Below are 17,366 nucleotides of genomic sequence, written 5' to 3' on the forward strand. Positions count from 1 at the left end.
TGGCCTGAATATTTATTACCCGGTCAGATTACTGCAAATCCGTACCGTGACTGGCGATCACCTTTTTATACCACCAGAACGATTTCTTGCGTTTTCTCTCCAGCGTGCCGTTGCCGCTGTCATCGCGATCGACATACACGAAACCGTAGCGTTTGCTCATTTCACCGGTGGATGCCGACACCAGATCGATACAGCCCCACGAGGTGTAACCGATGACCGGAATGCCGTCGGTAATGGCTTCGCCCATCGCCTGAATATGCTCACGCAAATAACTGATGCGGTAATCATCATCGATTTCGCCACGCTCGTTAATTTCATCTTTCGCACCCAGGCCGTTTTCCACCAGAAATAACGGTTTCTGATAGCGGTCGTACATCATGTTCATGGTGATGCGCAGGCCAAGCGGGTCGATGCCCCACCCCCATTCGCTGACCTCGATGTGCGGGTTTTTCAGTGATTTAACGATGTTTGCTGCGCTGCTGTTATTGTCGTTCATGTCCGCCGAGGCGCAGCGGGAGGCGTAATAACTGAACGACACAAAATCGACGGTGTTTTTCAGGATGTCGTCATCCCCCGGCTCTTTCGCAATGGTTATCCCCTTCTGCGCGAAGACGCGGCGGGTATAAGAAGGATATTCGCCACGCGCCTGGACATCGATAAAGAACAGGTTCTCGCGATCTTTTTGCAACGCCGCCCACACATCTTCCGGTTTGCAGGTGCGCGGGTAGAAATTACCGCCCGCCAGCATGCAGCCGACCTGATTTTGCGGGTTCACTTCATGGGCAATTTTGGTCGCCAGGGCGCTGGCAACCAGCTCATGATGCGCGGCCTGATATTTCACCTGTTCCTGATCTTCCCCTTCTTCGAACACCAGACCGGCGCCGGAGAACGGGCTGTGCAGCAGAATATTGATCTCGTTAAAGGTCAGCCAGTATTTCACCAGCCCGTCAAAGGCTTCAAAGCAGGTGCGCGCGTAGCGGGCGAAAAACTCCACCATTTTACGGTTACGCCACGAGCCGTATTCGATCACCAGGTGCATCGGCACGTCGAAGTGGCACAGCGTCACCAGCGGTTCGATGCCGTACTTTTTGCACTCGGCAAACACGTCACGGTAGAACGCGATGCCTTCGGCGTTTGGCGTCAGTTCGTCACCGTTCGGATAAAGACGGCTCCAGGCAATCGAGGTTCTGAATACCGTAAAGCCCATCTCCGCCATCAGCGCGATGTCTTCTTTGTAACGATGGTAAAAATCAATCGCCTGATGGGCAGGATAAAACTCATCGTCTCTGAGCGAAAAACGTTTTTCCTGACCGGTTTTCACCGCCAGCCGGTGCTGGCCGTGTGGGATCATATCCACCGTGGTCAGGCCTTTTCCGCCTTCAAAACTGGCACCTTCGGCCTGATTGGCGGCTATCGCGCCGCCCCATAAGAAGCCGTCAGGAAATGGTGATGCTGCCATGAGAAAGTCCTCTTCTGTAGGGTCTTTAATGTGTTTTTAGCGCACTTTGCCCGGCGGCAAAGTGGCTGGATTGCGGGGTGTCCGTCGGCTGCTGAACGTCAGGCTGCGCCGTCTCCACCGGAATATCTTCAAAGCCGAGCAACAGCGTGGTGACGAAGGAAATCACAATCGCCAGAATCATCACGCCAAATACCCAGACGATGCTCATCGGGTTCGACGGATCGAAGAACTGGACGCTGGTGAACAGCCCCGGTGAGGCCATCGAGTGGCTGGCGAGCCCGCCGAGCCCGGCCACGCCGCCGCAGATAAATCCGCTGATAAGACAGGCGATAAGCGGGCGTTTCAGCCGCAATGCGACACCGTAGAGTGCCGGTTCAGAAATGCCGGCGATGATTGCCGAAGCGGCAGCGGCCAGCGCGGTCTGACGTAATTCCGGATTTTTGGTGCGCCACGCGACGGCCAGCGAAGACCCGCCAAGGGACAGGTTGGCGCCAATTTCGGACGGCATCACCATGCCTTCTTTGCCGGTCTGGGCGATGGTCTGAATGATGCCCGGCGTAAACACCCGGTGCATCCCGGTCATCACCAGCAGCGGCCAGGCCGCCCCCATGATGGCGACGGAAAGCCAGCCAAGATAGTGGTGAACGGTATACACGCCCGCAGAAATGCCGGTGCCGATCCAGATCCCCAGCGGGCCAATAATGACGATGGCGATCGGTGCCGCAATCAGCATGATCAGCATCGGTTTAAGGAAGTTTTTGGTCACGACCGGCGTAATGCGGTCAACCCATCTTTCGATATAGGACAGCATCCAGGTCATGCACAACGCGGGAATGACGGTGTAGGTGTATTTCACCGCCGTGATGGAGATGCCGATAAATTCGACTTTTTGCCCGGCAGCCGCTTTTGCCATCAGATCGATAAACGCCGGATGGAGCAGCACACCGGCAATGGCGATCGCCAGCGACATATTGGTTTTGAATTTTACCGCTGCCGAAGCCGCGACCATCACAGGTAGGAAGAAGAACGCGCCGTCACCAATAGTGTTGAGAATCACCAGGGTAGACGCGCCCTTCTCGAGTACGCCAGTCATCTCGAGCATCATCGCCAGCAGTTTTACCATAGAGCCGCCGATGATCGCCGGGATCAGCGGCGACATTGTACCAATCAGCGCGTCAAGAATCCCCGACCCAATGCTTTTTAAGGTAATTTTCCGTTTTACCGGCGCAAGATTTGCACCCGATACGCCTTCCGGCAGCAGTTTCTGTACTTCGGCATAGGCCTGCGACACGTTGTTGCCAATGATCACCTGACACTGATTTTCATTACGCACGACCCCCATCACCCCGGTGATGTTTTTCAGGGTTGCGCCATCAACCCGCGAGGCGTCATTAAGCACAAAACGTAAACGGGTCATGCAGTGCGTAACCGCCGCGACGTTGTCCGCGCCGCCAAGGGCACTGACGATCGACTGTGACATTGCTGCAAAATTCTTTGACATGAGTGACAACTCTCTCGAATTCATAGGGTTATGAATGATGCTGTGAGCGTTAAATGCTGTTATTCGCGCTTTTTAAGTCGGTGGATGAAACAATAGGTAACCGGTTACATACGAGAATGTTCAGTTCTGATGCTGACTTCAATAAAAAGTAACAACGCTGTTTCATTTTTGTGATGACGATCTCCATGCGGTGGCTTTGCGCGTCGAAATCCTCGAAAAACTGCCGAAATGTGTAGAATAGCGAATCATTTTTATTTTTCAGGTGTGCCTGATGTCGACAATGCAGGAAGTAGCGTCAAGAGCAGGCGTCTCAAAAGCCACGGTTTCGCGGGTGCTTTCCGGGAAAGGCTATGTGACCCAGGAAACAAAAGATCAGGTTTTTAAAGCCATCGAAGAAACCGGCTATCGCCCGAATTTACTGGCCCGTAATCTGGCGACCAGCAAATCGATGTGCATCGGCCTGGTGGTTACCAACACCTTGTATAACGGCAATTATTTCAGTGAACTGATCTCGCAGGCGGCCAAAAAACTGGACGCCAACGGGCGGCAGCTGATCCTGGTGGACGGCAAAAACAGCGCTGCCGAAGAGCGCGAGGCGATCGATTTTCTGCATGATTTACGCTGCGACGGCATCATTATTTATCCGCGCTTTTTAACGGTCGATGAAATGGACGTGATCATCGATAAATATAAAAAACCGGTGATGGTGGTGAACCGTAAGCTGAGAAAACATCAGAGCCACTGTATTTATTGTGATCATAAAGGGTCGAGTTTTCAGGCCACCCGGACATTGATTGAACGCGGTCATCGCGATATTGCGTTTATTACCGGTTCAATGGATTCCCCGACCGCCACTGAACGTCTGTCGGGTTATAAAGACGCCTTAATCTTCGCCGGGATCGGGGTGAAGGAAGACCTGATCGTGGCCGGGAAATGGTCACCGGCCAGCGGCGCAGCGGCGGTCGATACCCTTCTCGCCCGTGGCGTCACGTTCAGCGCGCTGATTGCCAGCAACGATGACATGGCGATCGGCGCAATGAAACAGCTCAGCCACGCCGCCGTCGCGGTACCTGCGCAAGTCTCGGTAATAGGCTTTGATAATATTCCTACTGCGCCGTTTTTAATTCCCGCGCTCTCCAGTGTGAAAGATCCGGTCAGCGATATGGTCAGCGAAGTGATTAACCAGATTATTTCGATGCTCGATGGCGGGTATTTATCGCAACAGAATCAGTTTACCTCCGACGTTATTTTGCGCGAGTCGGTCATTAACGGGCCATATTATTCCACGGCGCTCTCCGACCGCGATCCTGCGCTAAAATAAGGCGGCGTTTGCCCTGCCCGAAATGCCCTTTGTATGTCAAGCCGCAACCTGTTGCGGCTTTCTTATTTCTGCCTGACCGGCTCCCCCTGAATGGCCTTACAAACCCTTAAGCTTTTTGTGCCCTTTCATTAAAGCCTGGCAGGTTACTGCCGATAACTTTTACGCCTCTTTCAGACCAAAAGTGAAATTTCACTTAAGGCCGATCTTTTTGCTAAAAAGGCTTAATTTTAAGCACGTTAGAGGCAAAATTTGACGAACTGAGAATTATCTTATGCTAACGTTTCACCGCACATCACAGCAGAAATGCGTCGGGAACAGGCGCACTATTTAGCCGGACTCTGATTTGGGAGGATCCCGCACAGAGGCGGCCAGCTAGCAGGCAAAATATAATGAACGAAGATTCTGACGTACTGTATCGGTTGCTGGTTCAACGCGTAGAAGATTACGCTATTTACATGCTGAAACCCGATGGCACCGTGGCGAACTGGAATGCCGGTGCGCAGCGCGCTAAGGGCTATTCGCCTGAGGAAGTGGTCGGGAAGCATTTTTCGTGTTTTTACACCGAGGAAGATAAAAAAAGTGGCTGGCCGCAGCACGGGCTGGAGACGGCACGGGAAACCGGCCGCTATGAATCCGAAGGCTGGCGACAGCGCAAAGACGGTTCACGCTTCTGGGCGCATGTCATCATCGAAGCCCTGCGTGAATCCGGTAACATCATCGGTTTTGCCAAAATCACCCGCGACGTCACCGAACGCCGTGAAAATGAACAGGCGCTGATGTATGCCAAAGATCTGGCAGAATCCAACAGCGAGCAGCTCTCCGCCCTCACCCAGTTTCTCAACACGGTGATCGCCAATATTCCTTCGTCTGTGATTGTCGAAAACGCTGTCTCGCGGGAAATTTTGCTGGTGAATCGTCAGGCTGAACGTCTGCTGGGCATTTCGCGCGAAGAGATGCTGGGTAAGCGTCCGCAGGACTGCATGGGTGTCGGCCTGAGCACCTTTATCAATAAGCAGTCAGACGAATGTCTGCGGGCGGAAGGCGTGCATAAAAGCGAACAGCAACTGCTGACCGCCGTCGGTGACCGCACGCTGCAAACCACCAGTTCGGTGATCCGCGGGCACGATCCGCAGACCAGCTACGTCATGATGATCGCTGACGACGTGACCGACCAGCACGCCGCCCATGCGCGTATCCACCACATGGCGCATCACGATAATCTGACCAGCCTGCCCAACCGCATCCTGTTCAGTCAGCGCCTCAACGAAGCCCTGCAACACGACAGTTACAGCCACACCCATACGGCCACGCTGTGTCTGGATCTCGATAACTTCAAAAACGTCAACGACGCACTCGGCCATCAGGTCGGCGATGAACTGCTGCGCGCCATTGCCAAACGGCTGCGCATGACCCTGCGTGACGACGATACGCTGGCGCGAATTGGCGGCGATGAGTTTGCCGTGGTGCTGCCGGGGCTGAAAGATATCTCCGATGCGCATCAGATCTCAAAACGTCTGATTGAATCGGTGCGCCCGCCGGTGATCATCGACGGTCACTCGTTGTCGGTCGGTCTGAGCATCGGCATTGCGCTGGCAGATTCGACGGATAACTCCCCGGATCAGCTGCTGCGCTGCGCGGATATGGCGCTGTACGAAGCCAAACGCAATGGCCGCAACCGCTATGAAGATTTCCGCATTGAGATGGATGCCGCCGCACGTAAACGCCGTGTGGTCGAAATGGATCTGCGCGACGCTATAACCTGCAATCAGCTGCGTCTTTATTACCAGCCGATCACCGATGCGCGGCACGATGCCGTGATGGGCTACGAAGCGCTGATGCGCTGGCACCATCCGCAAAACGGGCTGATCATGCCGGTCGATTTCATCCCGATTGCCGAAGAAACCGGCCTGATACACAGCCTGGGATCTTTTGCGCTGCATGAAGCCTGTCGCGAGGCCGCCACCTGGGCGGGAAATCAAACCGTGGCGGTGAACCTCTCGCCGATCCAGTTCAAAAACAGTGGGCTGGTGTCCGTCGTCGAATCGGCTCTGGCCGCCTCGGGCCTTGCGCCGGAACGGCTGGAAGTGGAAATCACCGAGTCCGTGCTGCTGGACAACACGCTGGGAAATGTCGGTACACTGCGCCAGCTGAAAGCGCTGGGCATCCGCATCGCGCTGGACGATTTTGGCACCGGGTATTCGTCACTGAGCTATCTGCGTTCATTCCCGTTCGACAAAATCAAAATCGACCGGTCATTCATTAATGATATGCAGGACAGTCCGGAAGCGCTGGCGATTATCCGCGCCATCACCGGCATGAGCCGCAGTCTGGATATTCAGACCACCGCCGAGGGCGTGGAAACCGACGAGCAGTTCCGGCGTCTGAAAGAAGAAGGGTGTTCGCTGTTCCAGGGGTATTTTTTTGGACGGCCTCAGCCCTCAGAATCCCGCCTGCTGGGCTTTACACCTGTCTGATGCTAGCCATTAGACACGACACCCGCCCTTTTTGATCGGGCAATAAAAGGGGCTTTTTTCGGTTAATTCAGCCGATTACATCACAGCGATGATAAAACGACCGCCGCCCGCTTATCGGAGTACGTTAAGCGGGCGGCGGTTTTTCACCTCACGTCACGGCTCAGATCATCGGTAAATTCAGGTCATGTCGCGCTGCGCATTCGGCTGCCTGTTCATAGCCTGCATCGGCATGACGCATGACGCCGGTCGCCGGATCATTCCACAGTACGCGCGCCAGCCGGACATCTGCCTCGGGTGTGCCGTCCGCCACAATCACCATGCCCGCATGTTGCGAGAAGCCCATGCCGACGCCGCCGCCGTGGTGCAGGCTGACCCAGGTCGCGCCGCCTGCGGTATTGAGTAAGGCGTTCAGCAACGGCCAGTCAGACACCGCGTCCGAGCCATCTTTCATCGCCTCGGTTTCACGGTTTGGTGACGCCACCGAACCGGTGTCCAGATGGTCACGGCCAATCACCACCGGCGCTTTCAGCTCGCCGTTGCGCACCATTTCGTTGAAGGCCAGACCGGCAATATGACGCTCGCCCAGCCCCAGCCAGCAGATGCGCGCCGGGAGTCCCTGGAAGGCAATGCGTTCACGCGCCATGTCCAGCCAGTTGATCAGATTGGCATTATCCGGGAACAGCTCTTTCAGTTTGGCGTCCGTTTTGTAGATATCTTCCGGATCACCGGAAAGCGCCACCCAGCGGAACGGCCCTTTGCCCTCGCAGAACAGCGGGCGGATATAGGCCGGAACAAACCCCGGGAAATCAAACGCATTAGTCACACCTTCGTCTTTTGCCACCTGACGGATGTTGTTGCCGTAATCCACGGTCGGAATGCCCATCGCGTGGAAATCCAGCATCGCCAGAACGTGTTTCGCCATCGAGGCTTTCGCGGCCTTAATCACAGACTGCGGGTCGGACTGACGCGCCGCCTGCCATTGTTCCAGGCTCCAGCCTTCCGGCAGATAACCGTTCAGCGGGTCGTGTGCGGAAGTCTGGTCGGTAACCATATCCGGACGCAGGCCGCCTTCTTTGGCGCGCGCCACCAGTTGCGGCATCAGCTGAGCCGCGTTACCCAGTAATCCCACGGAAATCGCTTTCTTCTCTGCACAGGCTTTTTCGATCATCGCCAGCGCCTCATCAATGCTGTGCGCTTTGTAATCGAGATAGCGGGTGCGCAGGCGGAAATCAATGCGCGATTCCTGACATTCAATCGCCAGCACGCAGGCACCGGCCAGCACACCGGCCAGCGGTTGTGCGCCGCCCATACCGCCCAGACCGGCCGTTAAAATCCACTTGCCGCGCAGGTCGCTGTTGTAATGCTGACGCCCTGCTTCGGCGAAGGTTTCGTAAGTGCCCTGGACGATGCCCTGCGCACCGATGTAGATCCACGAACCGGCGGTCATCTGGCCGTACATCATCAGTCCGGCTTTATCCAGCTGGTGGAAGTGCTCCCAGTTTGCCCAGTGCGGCACCAGATTGGAGTTGGCGATCAGCACGCGGGGCGCATCGGTGTGCGTACGGAACACGCCCACCGGTTTACCAGATTGCACCAGCAGCGTTTCGTCTTCACGCAGCTTGCGCAGACTGTCGAGAATGGCTTCGAAAGCCGGCCAGTTACGCGCCGCTTTGCCAATGCCGCCGTACACCACCAGATCGTCCGGGCGCTCGGCCACGTCGGGGTCGAGGTTATTCTGCAACATGCGGTAAGCCGCTTCGATCAGCCAGTTCTGGCAACTGAGTTCTGTGCCGTGCGGGGCACGAACTACGCGGGCAACGGCAGTTTTTTGTGGAGCGTTCATTTTCGTATCCTTTATCGGGTCAGGAGAATCAGGCAAAACTTGGCAACAGCGCTTCAATGACCGCCGGCCAGTGTTCACGGGTGGCCCACAGACGCATCATCTCGACATCCGGCGCCATCAGGCGGTCTTGTTCAAGGAAAGGCACGTCGGCGCGAATGGCTTTCAGTTCGTTTTCCAGCAGGGCCGAACTTTGCAACGGACGGTGGAAATCGATGCCCTGCGCCGCGGCCATCGCTTCGATGCCGACCACCACGCTGGTGTTAAAGCACATGTCGCCCAGACGCCGCGCGGCGTAGGTCGCCATTGACACATGATCTTCCTGATTGGCCGACGTTGGCAGGCTGTCCACGCTGCCAGGGTGTGCCAGAGATTTGTTCTCGGATGCCAGCGCCGCGGCGGTGACCTGCGCAATCATAAAGCCGGAATTGACGCCGCCGTCGTTAACCAGGAACGGCGGCAGGCCGGAAAGCCCGGTATCAAGCAGCAGCGCCATGCGGCGTTCTGAAATCGCGCCGATCTCAGCAATCGCCAGCGCCAGAATGTCCGCCGCAAAGGCCACCGGCTCGGCGTGGAAATTCCCGCCGGAAATCACCTCTCCGTTCTCAGCAAACACCAGCGGATTATCAGATGCCGCGTTGGCCTCAATACGTAAAATACGTGCGGCGTGATGCAAATTATCGAGGCAGGCGCCCATCACCTGCGGCACACAGCGGATAGAATAAGGATCCTGCACGCGGCTGCACCCGGCATGAGAAGTGACAATGTCACTGCCCGCCAGCAACTCAGACACCGCCGCGGCCACGGCGATTTGCCCGATCTGCCCGCGCGCCTGATGAATACGCGGGTCCAGCGGTTTGACGGACCCTTTGATGGCCTCAAGCGACAGCGCACCGGCCACCAGACCGGCGGAGAAGACCCGCTCGGCCTCAAACAGCCCGGAGAGCGCCAGCGAGGTGGACACCTGCGTGCCGTTAAGCAGCGCCAGCCCCTCTTTCGGCCCGAGTTCAAACGGCTCAAGCCCGACTACCGCCAACCCTTCACGGGCTGACACTTTCTGCCCTTTTACCGTCACCTGCCCTTCGCCTATCAGCATCAGGGAAAGATGGGCCAGCGGCGCTAAATCGCCGGATGCCCCCACCGAGCCTTTTTCCGGAATGCAGGGATAGACCCCGGCGTTAAACAACGCGATCAGCGCGTCGATCACCGCCATCCGGATCCCGGAATGCCCGCGCGACAGGCTCAGCACTTTGGTTGCCATCACCAGCCGCACCACGTTATCGGCCAGATCTTTGCCTATGCCGACGCTGTGTGACAGCACCAGGTTACGTTGCAGTTCCGCCAGCCGGTCCGCCGGAATACGGGTCTGCGCCAGTTTGCCAAAACCGGTATTGATGCCGTACACCACCTTGCCGGATTCCACAATGCGGGTAACCGTTTCCTGTGAAGCCTGCACGTCGGCCCGTGCTTCCTCAGCCAGTTCGAGACGCACGTTGCCCTGATAAATGTTGCGCAGCATCGGTAAATCAACCAGACCCGGTTGCAGGTGGCAAAGGGTCAATTTTGTGGATGAAGAAGCCATAATCTATTCCTGTATAGACAAGTGAAGCTAAGAGTTCACCCGAACCAGACCGGAGCCTGTCGGGTGGCTGTACGCTACTGATTAGTGAAAGACGATCGCAGCCCAGAGCAGCAGGCTGTCCGGGTATTCTGTGTGTATCCGGGCGGTGTCCGCGCGGCCAGCCGGTGTGGCCCGGTAAAACCCTTCGCCCTGCCTGATGCGCCGTCCGTCCGGCATCTGCCATTCACCGCTCACGACATAGATCACACCGCTCTGATCGGTGGAAACGGACAGCGTTTCCCGTGCGGCGATCACCCGTGCCTGGCACACCGCGCGGCGCGTCATGATGTTGAAATCGGTGGTGACGCCTGCGGTCAGACGGGCGGTGATCGCCAGTTCGCCGGAGAAAGCAAAGGGTTCACCGGTGCGGGTCAGGGAGTGACTGATGTCCGGTGGCGCGAGCAACTGTGCGCCTGCGCCGGAAAGCAAAGTGATGGAGCGGTCAATGCCGGGAAAAGCTGAAAACGGGCCGTCCTGCGCGATAGTGGCGATGCTGGCGCGCCAGTCAAAATCGGTGTTTCCTTGCGCAGCGCTGAGGATTTCGCGGGTTTCCCCACCGCCGTTACGCCAGGGGGTGACCGGCAGCCCGGCGAAAGTGAAATGCTGCCAGCCGGTCATGCGACGCCCTCCGCCAGCTGCTTAAGCACCCGCAGGAAATCTGCGGCGGCGGCCTGTTGCTGCGCGTGTTGTCCGTCAATAATCCGGGCTATCCCCCCGACATAAACGTCGCGGATTTGCCCGGCGTGACCGGCAAACAGCCAGCGGTTGAGCAGCTCACTGTTTTTCGCCGCCGCCAGATAAGGATCGTTGCCGTCCAGCACCAGCCAGTCGGCGCGAAAACCGCTGGCGAGTTTGCCAATACTAACGCCGCACGCCTGCGCCCCGCCCTGTAAAGCCTGTGAATACAGCACATCACCCACCGAGTGTTGATGCGCCAGCGTCAGACGGTTACGGCGCTGATCGCGCAGACGCTGCCCATATTCAAACCAGCGCAGTTCTTCCACGACGTTGAGCGAAACGTGGCTGTCGGAGCCAATGCCCCAGCGGCCCTGGTGCCCGAGGTACTCCACACCGGGGAAAATACCGTCGCCTAAATTGGCTTCCGTCGTCGGGCATAATCCGGCGACAGCGCCGCTTTTCGCCATGCTGGCAAGCTCAAAACGGTCGGCATGGGTGGCGTGAATAAGACACCAGCGGCGGTCAATATCGAGATTATCGTAAAGCCAGGTGATCGGACGCTGTCCGCTCCAGCCGAGGCAGTCGTTCACTTCTTTCAGCTGTTCGGCAATATGAATATGCACCGGTGAGTGCGCATCGCCCGCCGCCAGCACCTCACGCATTTGCCCGAGGGTCACCGCGCGCAGGGAGTGAAAGCACAGCCCGCTTTTTTGCAGAGGTTTGCCGCTGAGCTGCTGGCGAACCACCGCCTGCTGTTGCAGATAGCTGTCCACATCCTGAATAAAGCGTTTCTGGCCGGGCTGCGCAGGCTGCCCGCCAAATCCCGCGTAGCGATACAGCACCGGCAGCAGCGTCAGGCCGATGCCTGCCTGCTCCGCCGCGGCGCTTAACTGCGCGGTCATTTCACCGCGATCGGCATACGGTTGCCCGCTGACATCATTGTGCAGATAGTGGAATTCGGCGACCTGGGTATAACCGCCCTTAAGCATTTCTATGTACAACTGGCGGGCGATGATACCGGTTTGCTCCGGCGTCAGGCGCTGCACCATGCGATACATCAGGTCGCGCCATGTCCAGAAACTGTCCTGCGGATCCCCGGCGACTTCCGCCAGACCGGCCATCACCCGCTGGAAAGCATGCGAATGCAGGTTAGGCATTCCCGGCACGACCGGTCCTGACAGCCTGATGCAGTCTTGCGAATCGCTGCCTGCGGTGACCGCCGTCAGCATTCCTGCAGCATCCACGTCCAGACGTACATCGTGCGCCCAGCCTTCGGCGAGTAAAGCGCGTGAAGCAAAATAAGCAGCCATGACATCGTTCCTGATTAAACATGGGGAAACAAAACCCGATGTGAGAAAGTTTTGAGCAACTTGTCTATACATATACATATGCCTGATTGCGCTGTAAACTTGCAACAGGAATTTTTTTGATTTTTGTTTCCGTCGTCCTCTTTTCGTTTGCCTGCCCGTGGTGGACACTACGGGGCTGTATCAGGGATCCCATTCAGCCATTGCACATCTGACAATGCGTGTGAAATGAAGAGCGTTGAAAACTCAATGAACGAGGTAAAAGACATGTCGGAGCCGACGCCACTTTTGCAGTACGGTGCAGCGCAACAGGGAGTGTCCCAGCAGACATTGTCCGAACTGGCCGCCGCGATGAGCGACACCCCCGCCCCGATCTATCAGCGCGTCAAACAGGCGATCATCAGCCAGATCCGCGCAGGCGTGTGGAAACCGCATCAGCGTGTGCCGTCGGAAAGCGAACTGGTGAACGAACTGGGCGTCAGCCGCATGACCATCAACCGGGCGCTGCGCGAACTGACCAGCGAAGGTTTTCTGATCCGCATGCAGGGTGTCGGCACGTTTGTTGCCGAAGCCAAGGCTTACACCCCGATGCTGGAAGTGCACAACATTGCCGATGAAATCGCCCGGCGCGGCCATCGTCATGACAGCAAAATTTTGGTGTGCGAAGCGCGGCTGTCCGATGCCGCTCAGGCGCAACAAATGGAAATCGCCCCCGGCGCGATCCTGTTCTATTCGCAAATTGTCCATTACGAAGAGCGGGTGCCGGTACAGATTGAAGAGCGTTTCGTCAACCCCGAGACTGCGCCGGACTATCTGCAGGAAGTGCTGAACAAACAGTCGCCGTACACGTATCTGATGACCATTGCGCCGCTGACCGCCGGTGAGCACCGCGTCGAAGCCATCAGTGCCAGCGACGAACAGCGGGAGCTGTTGCAACTGGGCGAACATGAGCCTTGTCTGCTGATCCATCGCCGCACCTGGAGCGGCAACCGCGTGGTCACCTCGGCGCGTCTGATTTATCCCGGTTCCCGTTATCAGCTGTTCGGACGTTTCACCAGTCACGGTTAAGCGGCTTTTCACTTGCCGGTTATCGGCGAATGCGCTAGGTTGACTTTAGTTGTCTATACAAGATGATTATCCCGACAATTGATCGCCACCTGGAGCCTGCCATGCCGGTAACAACGTCCCCGCACTCTTCTGCCCCCTCCCGCGATTGTGACAGCGTATGGCGTGGTGCCACGCTGGTCACCATGCAGGACGGGCACTATAACCTGATCGAAAACGGCGTAATCGCCGTGCGCGACGGCCACATTCTCTGGGTCGGCAGCGAGGCCGACTGCCCGGATTTTCCCGACGCCGTGGAACATGCGTTTTCAGGCGGGATCATCACGCCGGGGCTGGTTGACTGCCATACCCATCTGGTTTTCGGCGGTGACCGCAGCGCAGAGTTCGAGCAACGTCTGAACGGCGTGAGCTACGCGGACATTGCGGCGGCAGGCGGCGGGATTTTATCGACGGTGAACGCCACCCGCGCGGCCAGCGAAGAGGAACTGCTGGCGCAGGCATTGTTCCGCCTGCAACCGCTGCTGGCCGAGGGCGTGACCTGCGTGGAGATTAAATCGGGCTACGGCCTGAGCGTGGAAAGCGAAATCAAAATGCTGCGGGTGATCCGCAGGCTGGGCCACATGTTGCCGGTGGAGGTGAAATCCACCTGTCTTGCCGCGCACGCCCTGCCGCCGGAGTTCAAAGGCCGGGCTGATGATTACATCCAGCTGATTTGCGACACCCTGCTGCCGGTGGTTGCCAGAGAACACCTGGCGGATGCCGTGGATGCTTTTTGCGAACACCTGGCGTTCTCGCCGGAACAGGTCGAACGGGTTTTCACTGCCGCTCAGGCTCTCGGCCTGCCGGTGAAAATTCATGCTGAACAACTCTCTTCCCTGCACGGCAGCGCGCTGGCCGCACGTCATCACGCGCTGTCTGCCGATCATCTCGAATACGCCACCGACGCCGACGCCATCGCCATGGCGGCCAGCGGTACCGTGGCAGTATTGCTGCCGGGCGCGTATTACCTGCTGCGCGAAACGCAGTGCCCGCCCGTCGCCCTCTTTCGCCAGCACGGCGTGCCGATGGCGCTGGCCAGTGATGCCAATCCGGGCACGTCGCCCGCCCTTTCCCTGCGCTTAATGCTGAATATGGGCTGTACGCTGTTTCGCCTCACGCCGGAGGAAGCGCTGGCAGGCGTAACCTGTCACGGCGCACGCGCGCTGGGTTTGCAGGCCACACACGGCACGCTGGAGGCGGGAAAAGTCGCCGATTTTATTCACTGGCCGCTTTCGCGTCCGGCTGAGCTGGTTTACTGGCTGGGTGGTCAGCTGCCCTGCACCGTTGTTTATCGTGGTCACTCCCGTGGAGACGTTCGTTTATGAGCCTTTCAGCTAATCACGTTATCGCCAATCCTTACCATTTTATCCGGGGAACTGCTCCGTTGCTGATCAGCATTCCTCACGCAGGCACGCACCTGACGCCGGAAGTCGCCAGTGGTCTGACGGACGCGGCGCTGCCGTTGTCTGATACCGACTGGCATATTCCCCGCCTGTACGATTTTGCGCGCGCACTCGGTGCCAGCATTCTGGTGGGTGAATATTCCCGCTTTGTGATTGACCTCAACCGCCCGGCGGACGACACACCGCTTTATGCCACGGCCACCACCGGGCTGTTCCCCGATACCTTGTTCGACGGACGCCCGACCTTTAAACCCGGCATGGAACCGACCGCCGCACAGCGTCAGCAGTATCTGGCGCAAATCTGGCAGCCGTATCATCAGACCCTGCAGGCGGAACTGGCGCGGATGAAACAGGAATTTGGCTATGCGTTGTTGTTTGATGCGCACTCCATCGCCTCGCGCATTCCGCGACTTTTCGAGGGTAAACTGCCGGATCTCAATCTGGGCACCAACGACGGCGCGAGCTGCCTGCCGGGGTTGAGCGACGCGGTGGAAGGCTGTTGCCGGCAACAAACGCGGTTTAGCCACGTGCTCAACGGGCGTTTTAAAGGCGGATATATTACCCGCGAGTACGGGCAGCCACAGGCCGACCAGCACGCGGTTCAGCTGGAGCTGGCACAGATGAATTACATGGAAGAAATCGAGCCCTTTGCCTGGTCGGAAGACAAAGCAACCGAACTTCAGGGCGTGCTGAAACCGCTGCTGGCGGGCATGCTGGCATGGGGAGAGGCGCACTACCGTTAACCCTTTGCGGTGCAGGTTTCCGGCCTGCACCCTCCGTTTTCCCGCGCAGCGCCTGCTGTCATTTCCCCGTCACATAATCTCTTTAGGCTCATCTCACCAATAAGTCCCAAAGAGGATAGTACCGTCATGAACATTCCAGCTTTTACCGGCGGGAATGCGCCACCGCGCATTGCTTCTCCCCCCGCTATCGCCATCCATCAGGTGTCCCATTTTTTCGGGAGCAACCGGGTACTCAATCACGTCAATCTTTCGGTGCCTTCAGGCACGATCCTCGCCCTCCTCGGCCCTTCGGGTTGCGGCAAAAGCACGCTGCTGAAAATGCTCGCCGGTTTATTGCATCCCGCCTCAGGCCAGATCTGTTTTGACGGCAACGTCGTTGCCAGCGGAACGTTCAGTCTGCCGCCGGAACAACGCAATCTCGGCATGGCTTTTCAGGATTACGCGCTGTGGCCGCACATGAGCGTCGGGCAAAACGTCGCGTTTCCGCTGCAAATGCGCGGTATTCGCGGCGCAGCCCGCCACGAGAAAGTGATGGCCGCGCTGGATCGGGTCGGCCTGGCCGATTTCGCCTCCCGTCGTCCTGCCGAGCTTTCCGGCGGTCAGCAACAGCGTGTGGCACTGGCGCGTGCGATTGTCGCCGAGCCGCGCATTTTGCTGTTCGACGAACCGCTGTCCAATCTTGATCGCGACCTGCGCGAAAGCCTGTGCGAAGAGATGGCAACGCTGCTGCGCCAGCTCGGCACCACGGCGGTGTATGTCACCCACGATCATCACGAAGCCCGCGCCCTGGCTCACCGGATCGCACGCATGGATCAGGGCGCTATCGCCAGCATTGACCTGAATGACACCTCCGTCGTTTCCCCTTTCGTTGCTTAACCTCTGATGGAATTACACACATGAATCGCACACGATTTTCCGGAACCAAAACAGGCGTAATCACCGCAATGACTCTTTCTCTCGCAATGGCAGCAGGCAGCGCGCAGGCGCTGACCCTCTATACCGCCGGGCCGGGTTCGCTGGCTAAAAAACTGGCGGCAGGCTATGAAAAACAGACCGGCGTGAAAGTCGATGTTTTTCAGGCAACCACCGGTAAAGTGATGGCACGACTGGAAGCCGAACAGGCCAATCCGCGCGCTGACGTCCTGATTTCCGCCTCGTGGGACACCGCGACCGATCTCGAACAGCGCGGCTGGCTGCTGGAATACCAGAGCCCGAACGCAGAACAGGTGCCGGCGCAGTTTAAAACGCCGTATTACGTCGCGCAGGGCATTTCCGCGCTGGGCATTGTGTGGAACACCAAAAGCGGTACCCCGGAACCGAAAGACTGGGGCGACCTGACCAAACCGGAGTTCAAAGACAAAGTCACCACGCCGGATCCCTCTCTTTCCGGCGCCTCGCTGGATTTGCTGATCGGGTTACAAAATGCCCACGCTCAGCAGGCATGGCAATTATTTGATGACCTGAAAGCCAACGGCATGATTATCGCCGGGCCGAACGCGCAGGCGCTGACGCCGGTGTTACAGGGCGCGAAAGCGGCAGTGTTCGGCGCGGTGGATTACGTTTCCTACGCCAGCATGCAGGACGGCGAATCGGTCAAAGTGATTTTCCCGGCCAGCGGCACCGTGATTGCTCCGCGCCCGATGATGATCCTCAAATCCAGCCAGCAACAAAAAGACGCCAAAGCTTTCATCGATTATGCCCTCTCGCCGGAAGGCCAGAAGCTGGTGGCGGATGCCTGGCTGATGCCGGCGCGCACGGACATCGACGCCAAACGTCCGTTGTTCAAATCCCTGAAGCTGTTGCCGGAAGACCCGCAGGCTTCTGCCTCACGTAAAGACGTTCTCGATCGTTTCGCAAAACTGTTCGCCCAGCCATAACGCCCGCCGGGCTGCGTTGCCGCAGGTTGCGCAGCCCG

Annotated in this window: 14 protein-coding genes; 7 read left to right on the forward strand and 7 right to left on the reverse strand. The window is 57.8% G+C overall.

All coding sequences use genetic code 11. The features are described from left to right. Positions 1-28 precede the first annotated feature (28 nt). Entirely contained in the window at positions 29-1,459 is a 1,431-nt protein-coding gene (locus ED901_RS06845; protein ID WP_122095401.1) for a 6-phospho-beta-glucosidase, read from the reverse strand. A 25-nt stretch (positions 1,460-1,484) separates the two neighbouring features. Next, positions 1,485-2,960, reverse strand: a complete 1,476-nt coding sequence (ascF, locus tag ED901_RS06850; RefSeq protein WP_122095402.1) for a PTS cellobiose/arbutin/salicin transporter subunit IIBC — start codon at positions 2,958-2,960, stop codon at positions 1,485-1,487. A gap of 271 nt (positions 2,961-3,231) precedes the next feature. Here ascF and ED901_RS06855 point away from each other — a divergent pair, with 271 nt between their 5' ends. Then, a complete protein-coding gene (locus ED901_RS06855; protein WP_122095403.1) occupies positions 3,232-4,281 on the forward strand; it encodes a LacI family DNA-binding transcriptional regulator in 1,050 nt (349 codons plus the stop codon). A 389-nt stretch (positions 4,282-4,670) separates the two neighbouring features. Continuing rightward, positions 4,671-6,755 carry a bifunctional diguanylate cyclase/phosphodiesterase gene (locus tag ED901_RS06860; protein WP_056777448.1) on the forward strand — a complete coding sequence of 695 codons (2,085 nt, stop codon included), beginning with the start codon at positions 4,671-4,673 and terminating at the stop codon, positions 6,753-6,755. Positions 6,756-6,915: 160 nt separating this feature from the next. On the opposite strand, the gene hutU is transcribed toward ED901_RS06860, so the two are convergent. From hutU to ED901_RS06880, 4 genes are all read right to left on the reverse strand, one after another. Next, positions 6,916-8,598 (reverse strand): urocanate hydratase, encoded by a 1,683-nt coding sequence (gene hutU, locus ED901_RS06865; RefSeq protein WP_122095404.1) that lies wholly within the window; start codon positions 8,596-8,598, stop codon positions 6,916-6,918. Positions 8,599-8,626: 28 nt separating this feature from the next. After that, positions 8,627-10,177 (reverse strand): histidine ammonia-lyase, encoded by a 1,551-nt coding sequence (gene hutH / locus ED901_RS06870; protein ID WP_122095405.1) that lies wholly within the window; start codon positions 10,175-10,177, stop codon positions 8,627-8,629. 81 nt (positions 10,178-10,258) lie between these two features. Continuing rightward, positions 10,259-10,834 carry a HutD family protein gene (locus ED901_RS06875; RefSeq protein WP_122095406.1) on the reverse strand — a complete coding sequence of 192 codons (576 nt, stop codon included), beginning with the start codon at positions 10,832-10,834 and terminating at the stop codon, positions 10,259-10,261. After that, on the reverse strand, positions 10,831-12,204 hold the full coding sequence (locus ED901_RS06880; protein WP_122095407.1) for a formimidoylglutamate deiminase: 1,374 nt from the start codon (positions 12,202-12,204) through the stop codon (positions 10,831-10,833). The genes ED901_RS06875 and ED901_RS06880 overlap by 4 nt, the downstream gene beginning before the upstream one ends. A gap of 264 nt (positions 12,205-12,468) precedes the next feature. Here ED901_RS06880 and hutC point away from each other — a divergent pair, with 264 nt between their 5' ends. Beyond that, positions 12,469-13,269, forward strand: a complete 801-nt coding sequence (gene hutC / locus ED901_RS06885) for a histidine utilization repressor (protein WP_122095408.1) — start codon at positions 12,469-12,471, stop codon at positions 13,267-13,269. Between the two features lie 66 nt (positions 13,270-13,335). Here the strand turns inward: hutC and ED901_RS25585 are convergent, their stop codons facing one another. Further along, entirely contained in the window at positions 13,336-13,428 is a 93-nt protein-coding gene (locus tag ED901_RS25585) for a hypothetical protein (protein ID WP_371414297.1), read from the reverse strand. 23 nt (positions 13,429-13,451) lie between these two features. Here ED901_RS25585 and hutI point away from each other — a divergent pair, with 23 nt between their 5' ends. From hutI to ED901_RS06905, 4 genes are all read left to right on the forward strand, one after another. Next, on the forward strand, positions 13,452-14,630 hold the full coding sequence (gene hutI / locus ED901_RS06890) for an imidazolonepropionase (RefSeq protein ID WP_371414298.1): 1,179 nt from the start codon (positions 13,452-13,454) through the stop codon (positions 14,628-14,630). Then, positions 14,627-15,451 (forward strand): N-formylglutamate deformylase, encoded by an 825-nt coding sequence (gene hutG, locus ED901_RS06895; protein ID WP_122095410.1) that lies wholly within the window; start codon positions 14,627-14,629, stop codon positions 15,449-15,451. The genes hutI and hutG overlap by 4 nt, the downstream gene beginning before the upstream one ends. Before the next feature lie 126 nt (positions 15,452-15,577). Continuing rightward, positions 15,578-16,327, forward strand: coding sequence for an ABC transporter ATP-binding protein (locus ED901_RS06900; protein WP_122095411.1), 750 nt, complete (start codon positions 15,578-15,580; stop codon positions 16,325-16,327). Positions 16,328-16,347: 20 nt separating this feature from the next. Continuing rightward, positions 16,348-17,328 carry an ABC transporter substrate-binding protein gene (locus ED901_RS06905; protein WP_122095412.1) on the forward strand — a complete coding sequence of 327 codons (981 nt, stop codon included), beginning with the start codon at positions 16,348-16,350 and terminating at the stop codon, positions 17,326-17,328. Positions 17,329-17,366: the final 38 nt, after the last annotated feature.

The organism is Rahnella sp. Larv3_ips, assembly GCF_003697865.1.
GTDB classification, from domain to species: domain Bacteria; phylum Pseudomonadota; class Gammaproteobacteria; order Enterobacterales; family Enterobacteriaceae; genus Rahnella; species Rahnella rivi.

Bases quoted from the DNA above. Each gene is read 5' to 3' on its own strand.
- ED901_RS06845 (WP_122095401.1), bottom strand. From the start codon at position 1,459: ATGGCAGCATCACCATTTCCTGACGGCTTCTTATGGGGCGGCGCGATA.
- ascF (WP_122095402.1), bottom strand. From the start codon at position 2,960: ATGTCAAAGAATTTTGCAGCAATGTCACAGTCGATCGTCAGTGCCCTT.
- ED901_RS06855 (WP_122095403.1), top strand. From the start codon at position 3,232: ATGTCGACAATGCAGGAAGTAGCGTCAAGAGCAGGCGTCTCAAAAGCC.
- ED901_RS06860 (WP_056777448.1), top strand. From the start codon at position 4,671: ATGAACGAAGATTCTGACGTACTGTATCGGTTGCTGGTTCAACGCGTA.
- hutU (WP_122095404.1), bottom strand. From the start codon at position 8,598: ATGAACGCTCCACAAAAAACTGCCGTTGCCCGCGTAGTTCGTGCCCCG.
- hutH (WP_122095405.1), bottom strand. From the start codon at position 10,177: ATGGCTTCTTCATCCACAAAATTGACCCTTTGCCACCTGCAACCGGGT.
- ED901_RS06875 (WP_122095406.1), bottom strand. From the start codon at position 10,834: ATGACCGGCTGGCAGCATTTCACTTTCGCCGGGCTGCCGGTCACCCCC.
- ED901_RS06880 (WP_122095407.1), bottom strand. From the start codon at position 12,204: ATGGCTGCTTATTTTGCTTCACGCGCTTTACTCGCCGAAGGCTGGGCG.
- hutC (WP_122095408.1), top strand. From the start codon at position 12,469: ATGTCGGAGCCGACGCCACTTTTGCAGTACGGTGCAGCGCAACAGGGA.
- hutI (WP_371414298.1), top strand. From the start codon at position 13,452: ATGCAGGACGGGCACTATAACCTGATCGAAAACGGCGTAATCGCCGTG.
- hutG (WP_122095410.1), top strand. From the start codon at position 14,627: ATGAGCCTTTCAGCTAATCACGTTATCGCCAATCCTTACCATTTTATC.
- ED901_RS06900 (WP_122095411.1), top strand. From the start codon at position 15,578: ATGAACATTCCAGCTTTTACCGGCGGGAATGCGCCACCGCGCATTGCT.
- ED901_RS06905 (WP_122095412.1), top strand. From the start codon at position 16,348: ATGAATCGCACACGATTTTCCGGAACCAAAACAGGCGTAATCACCGCA.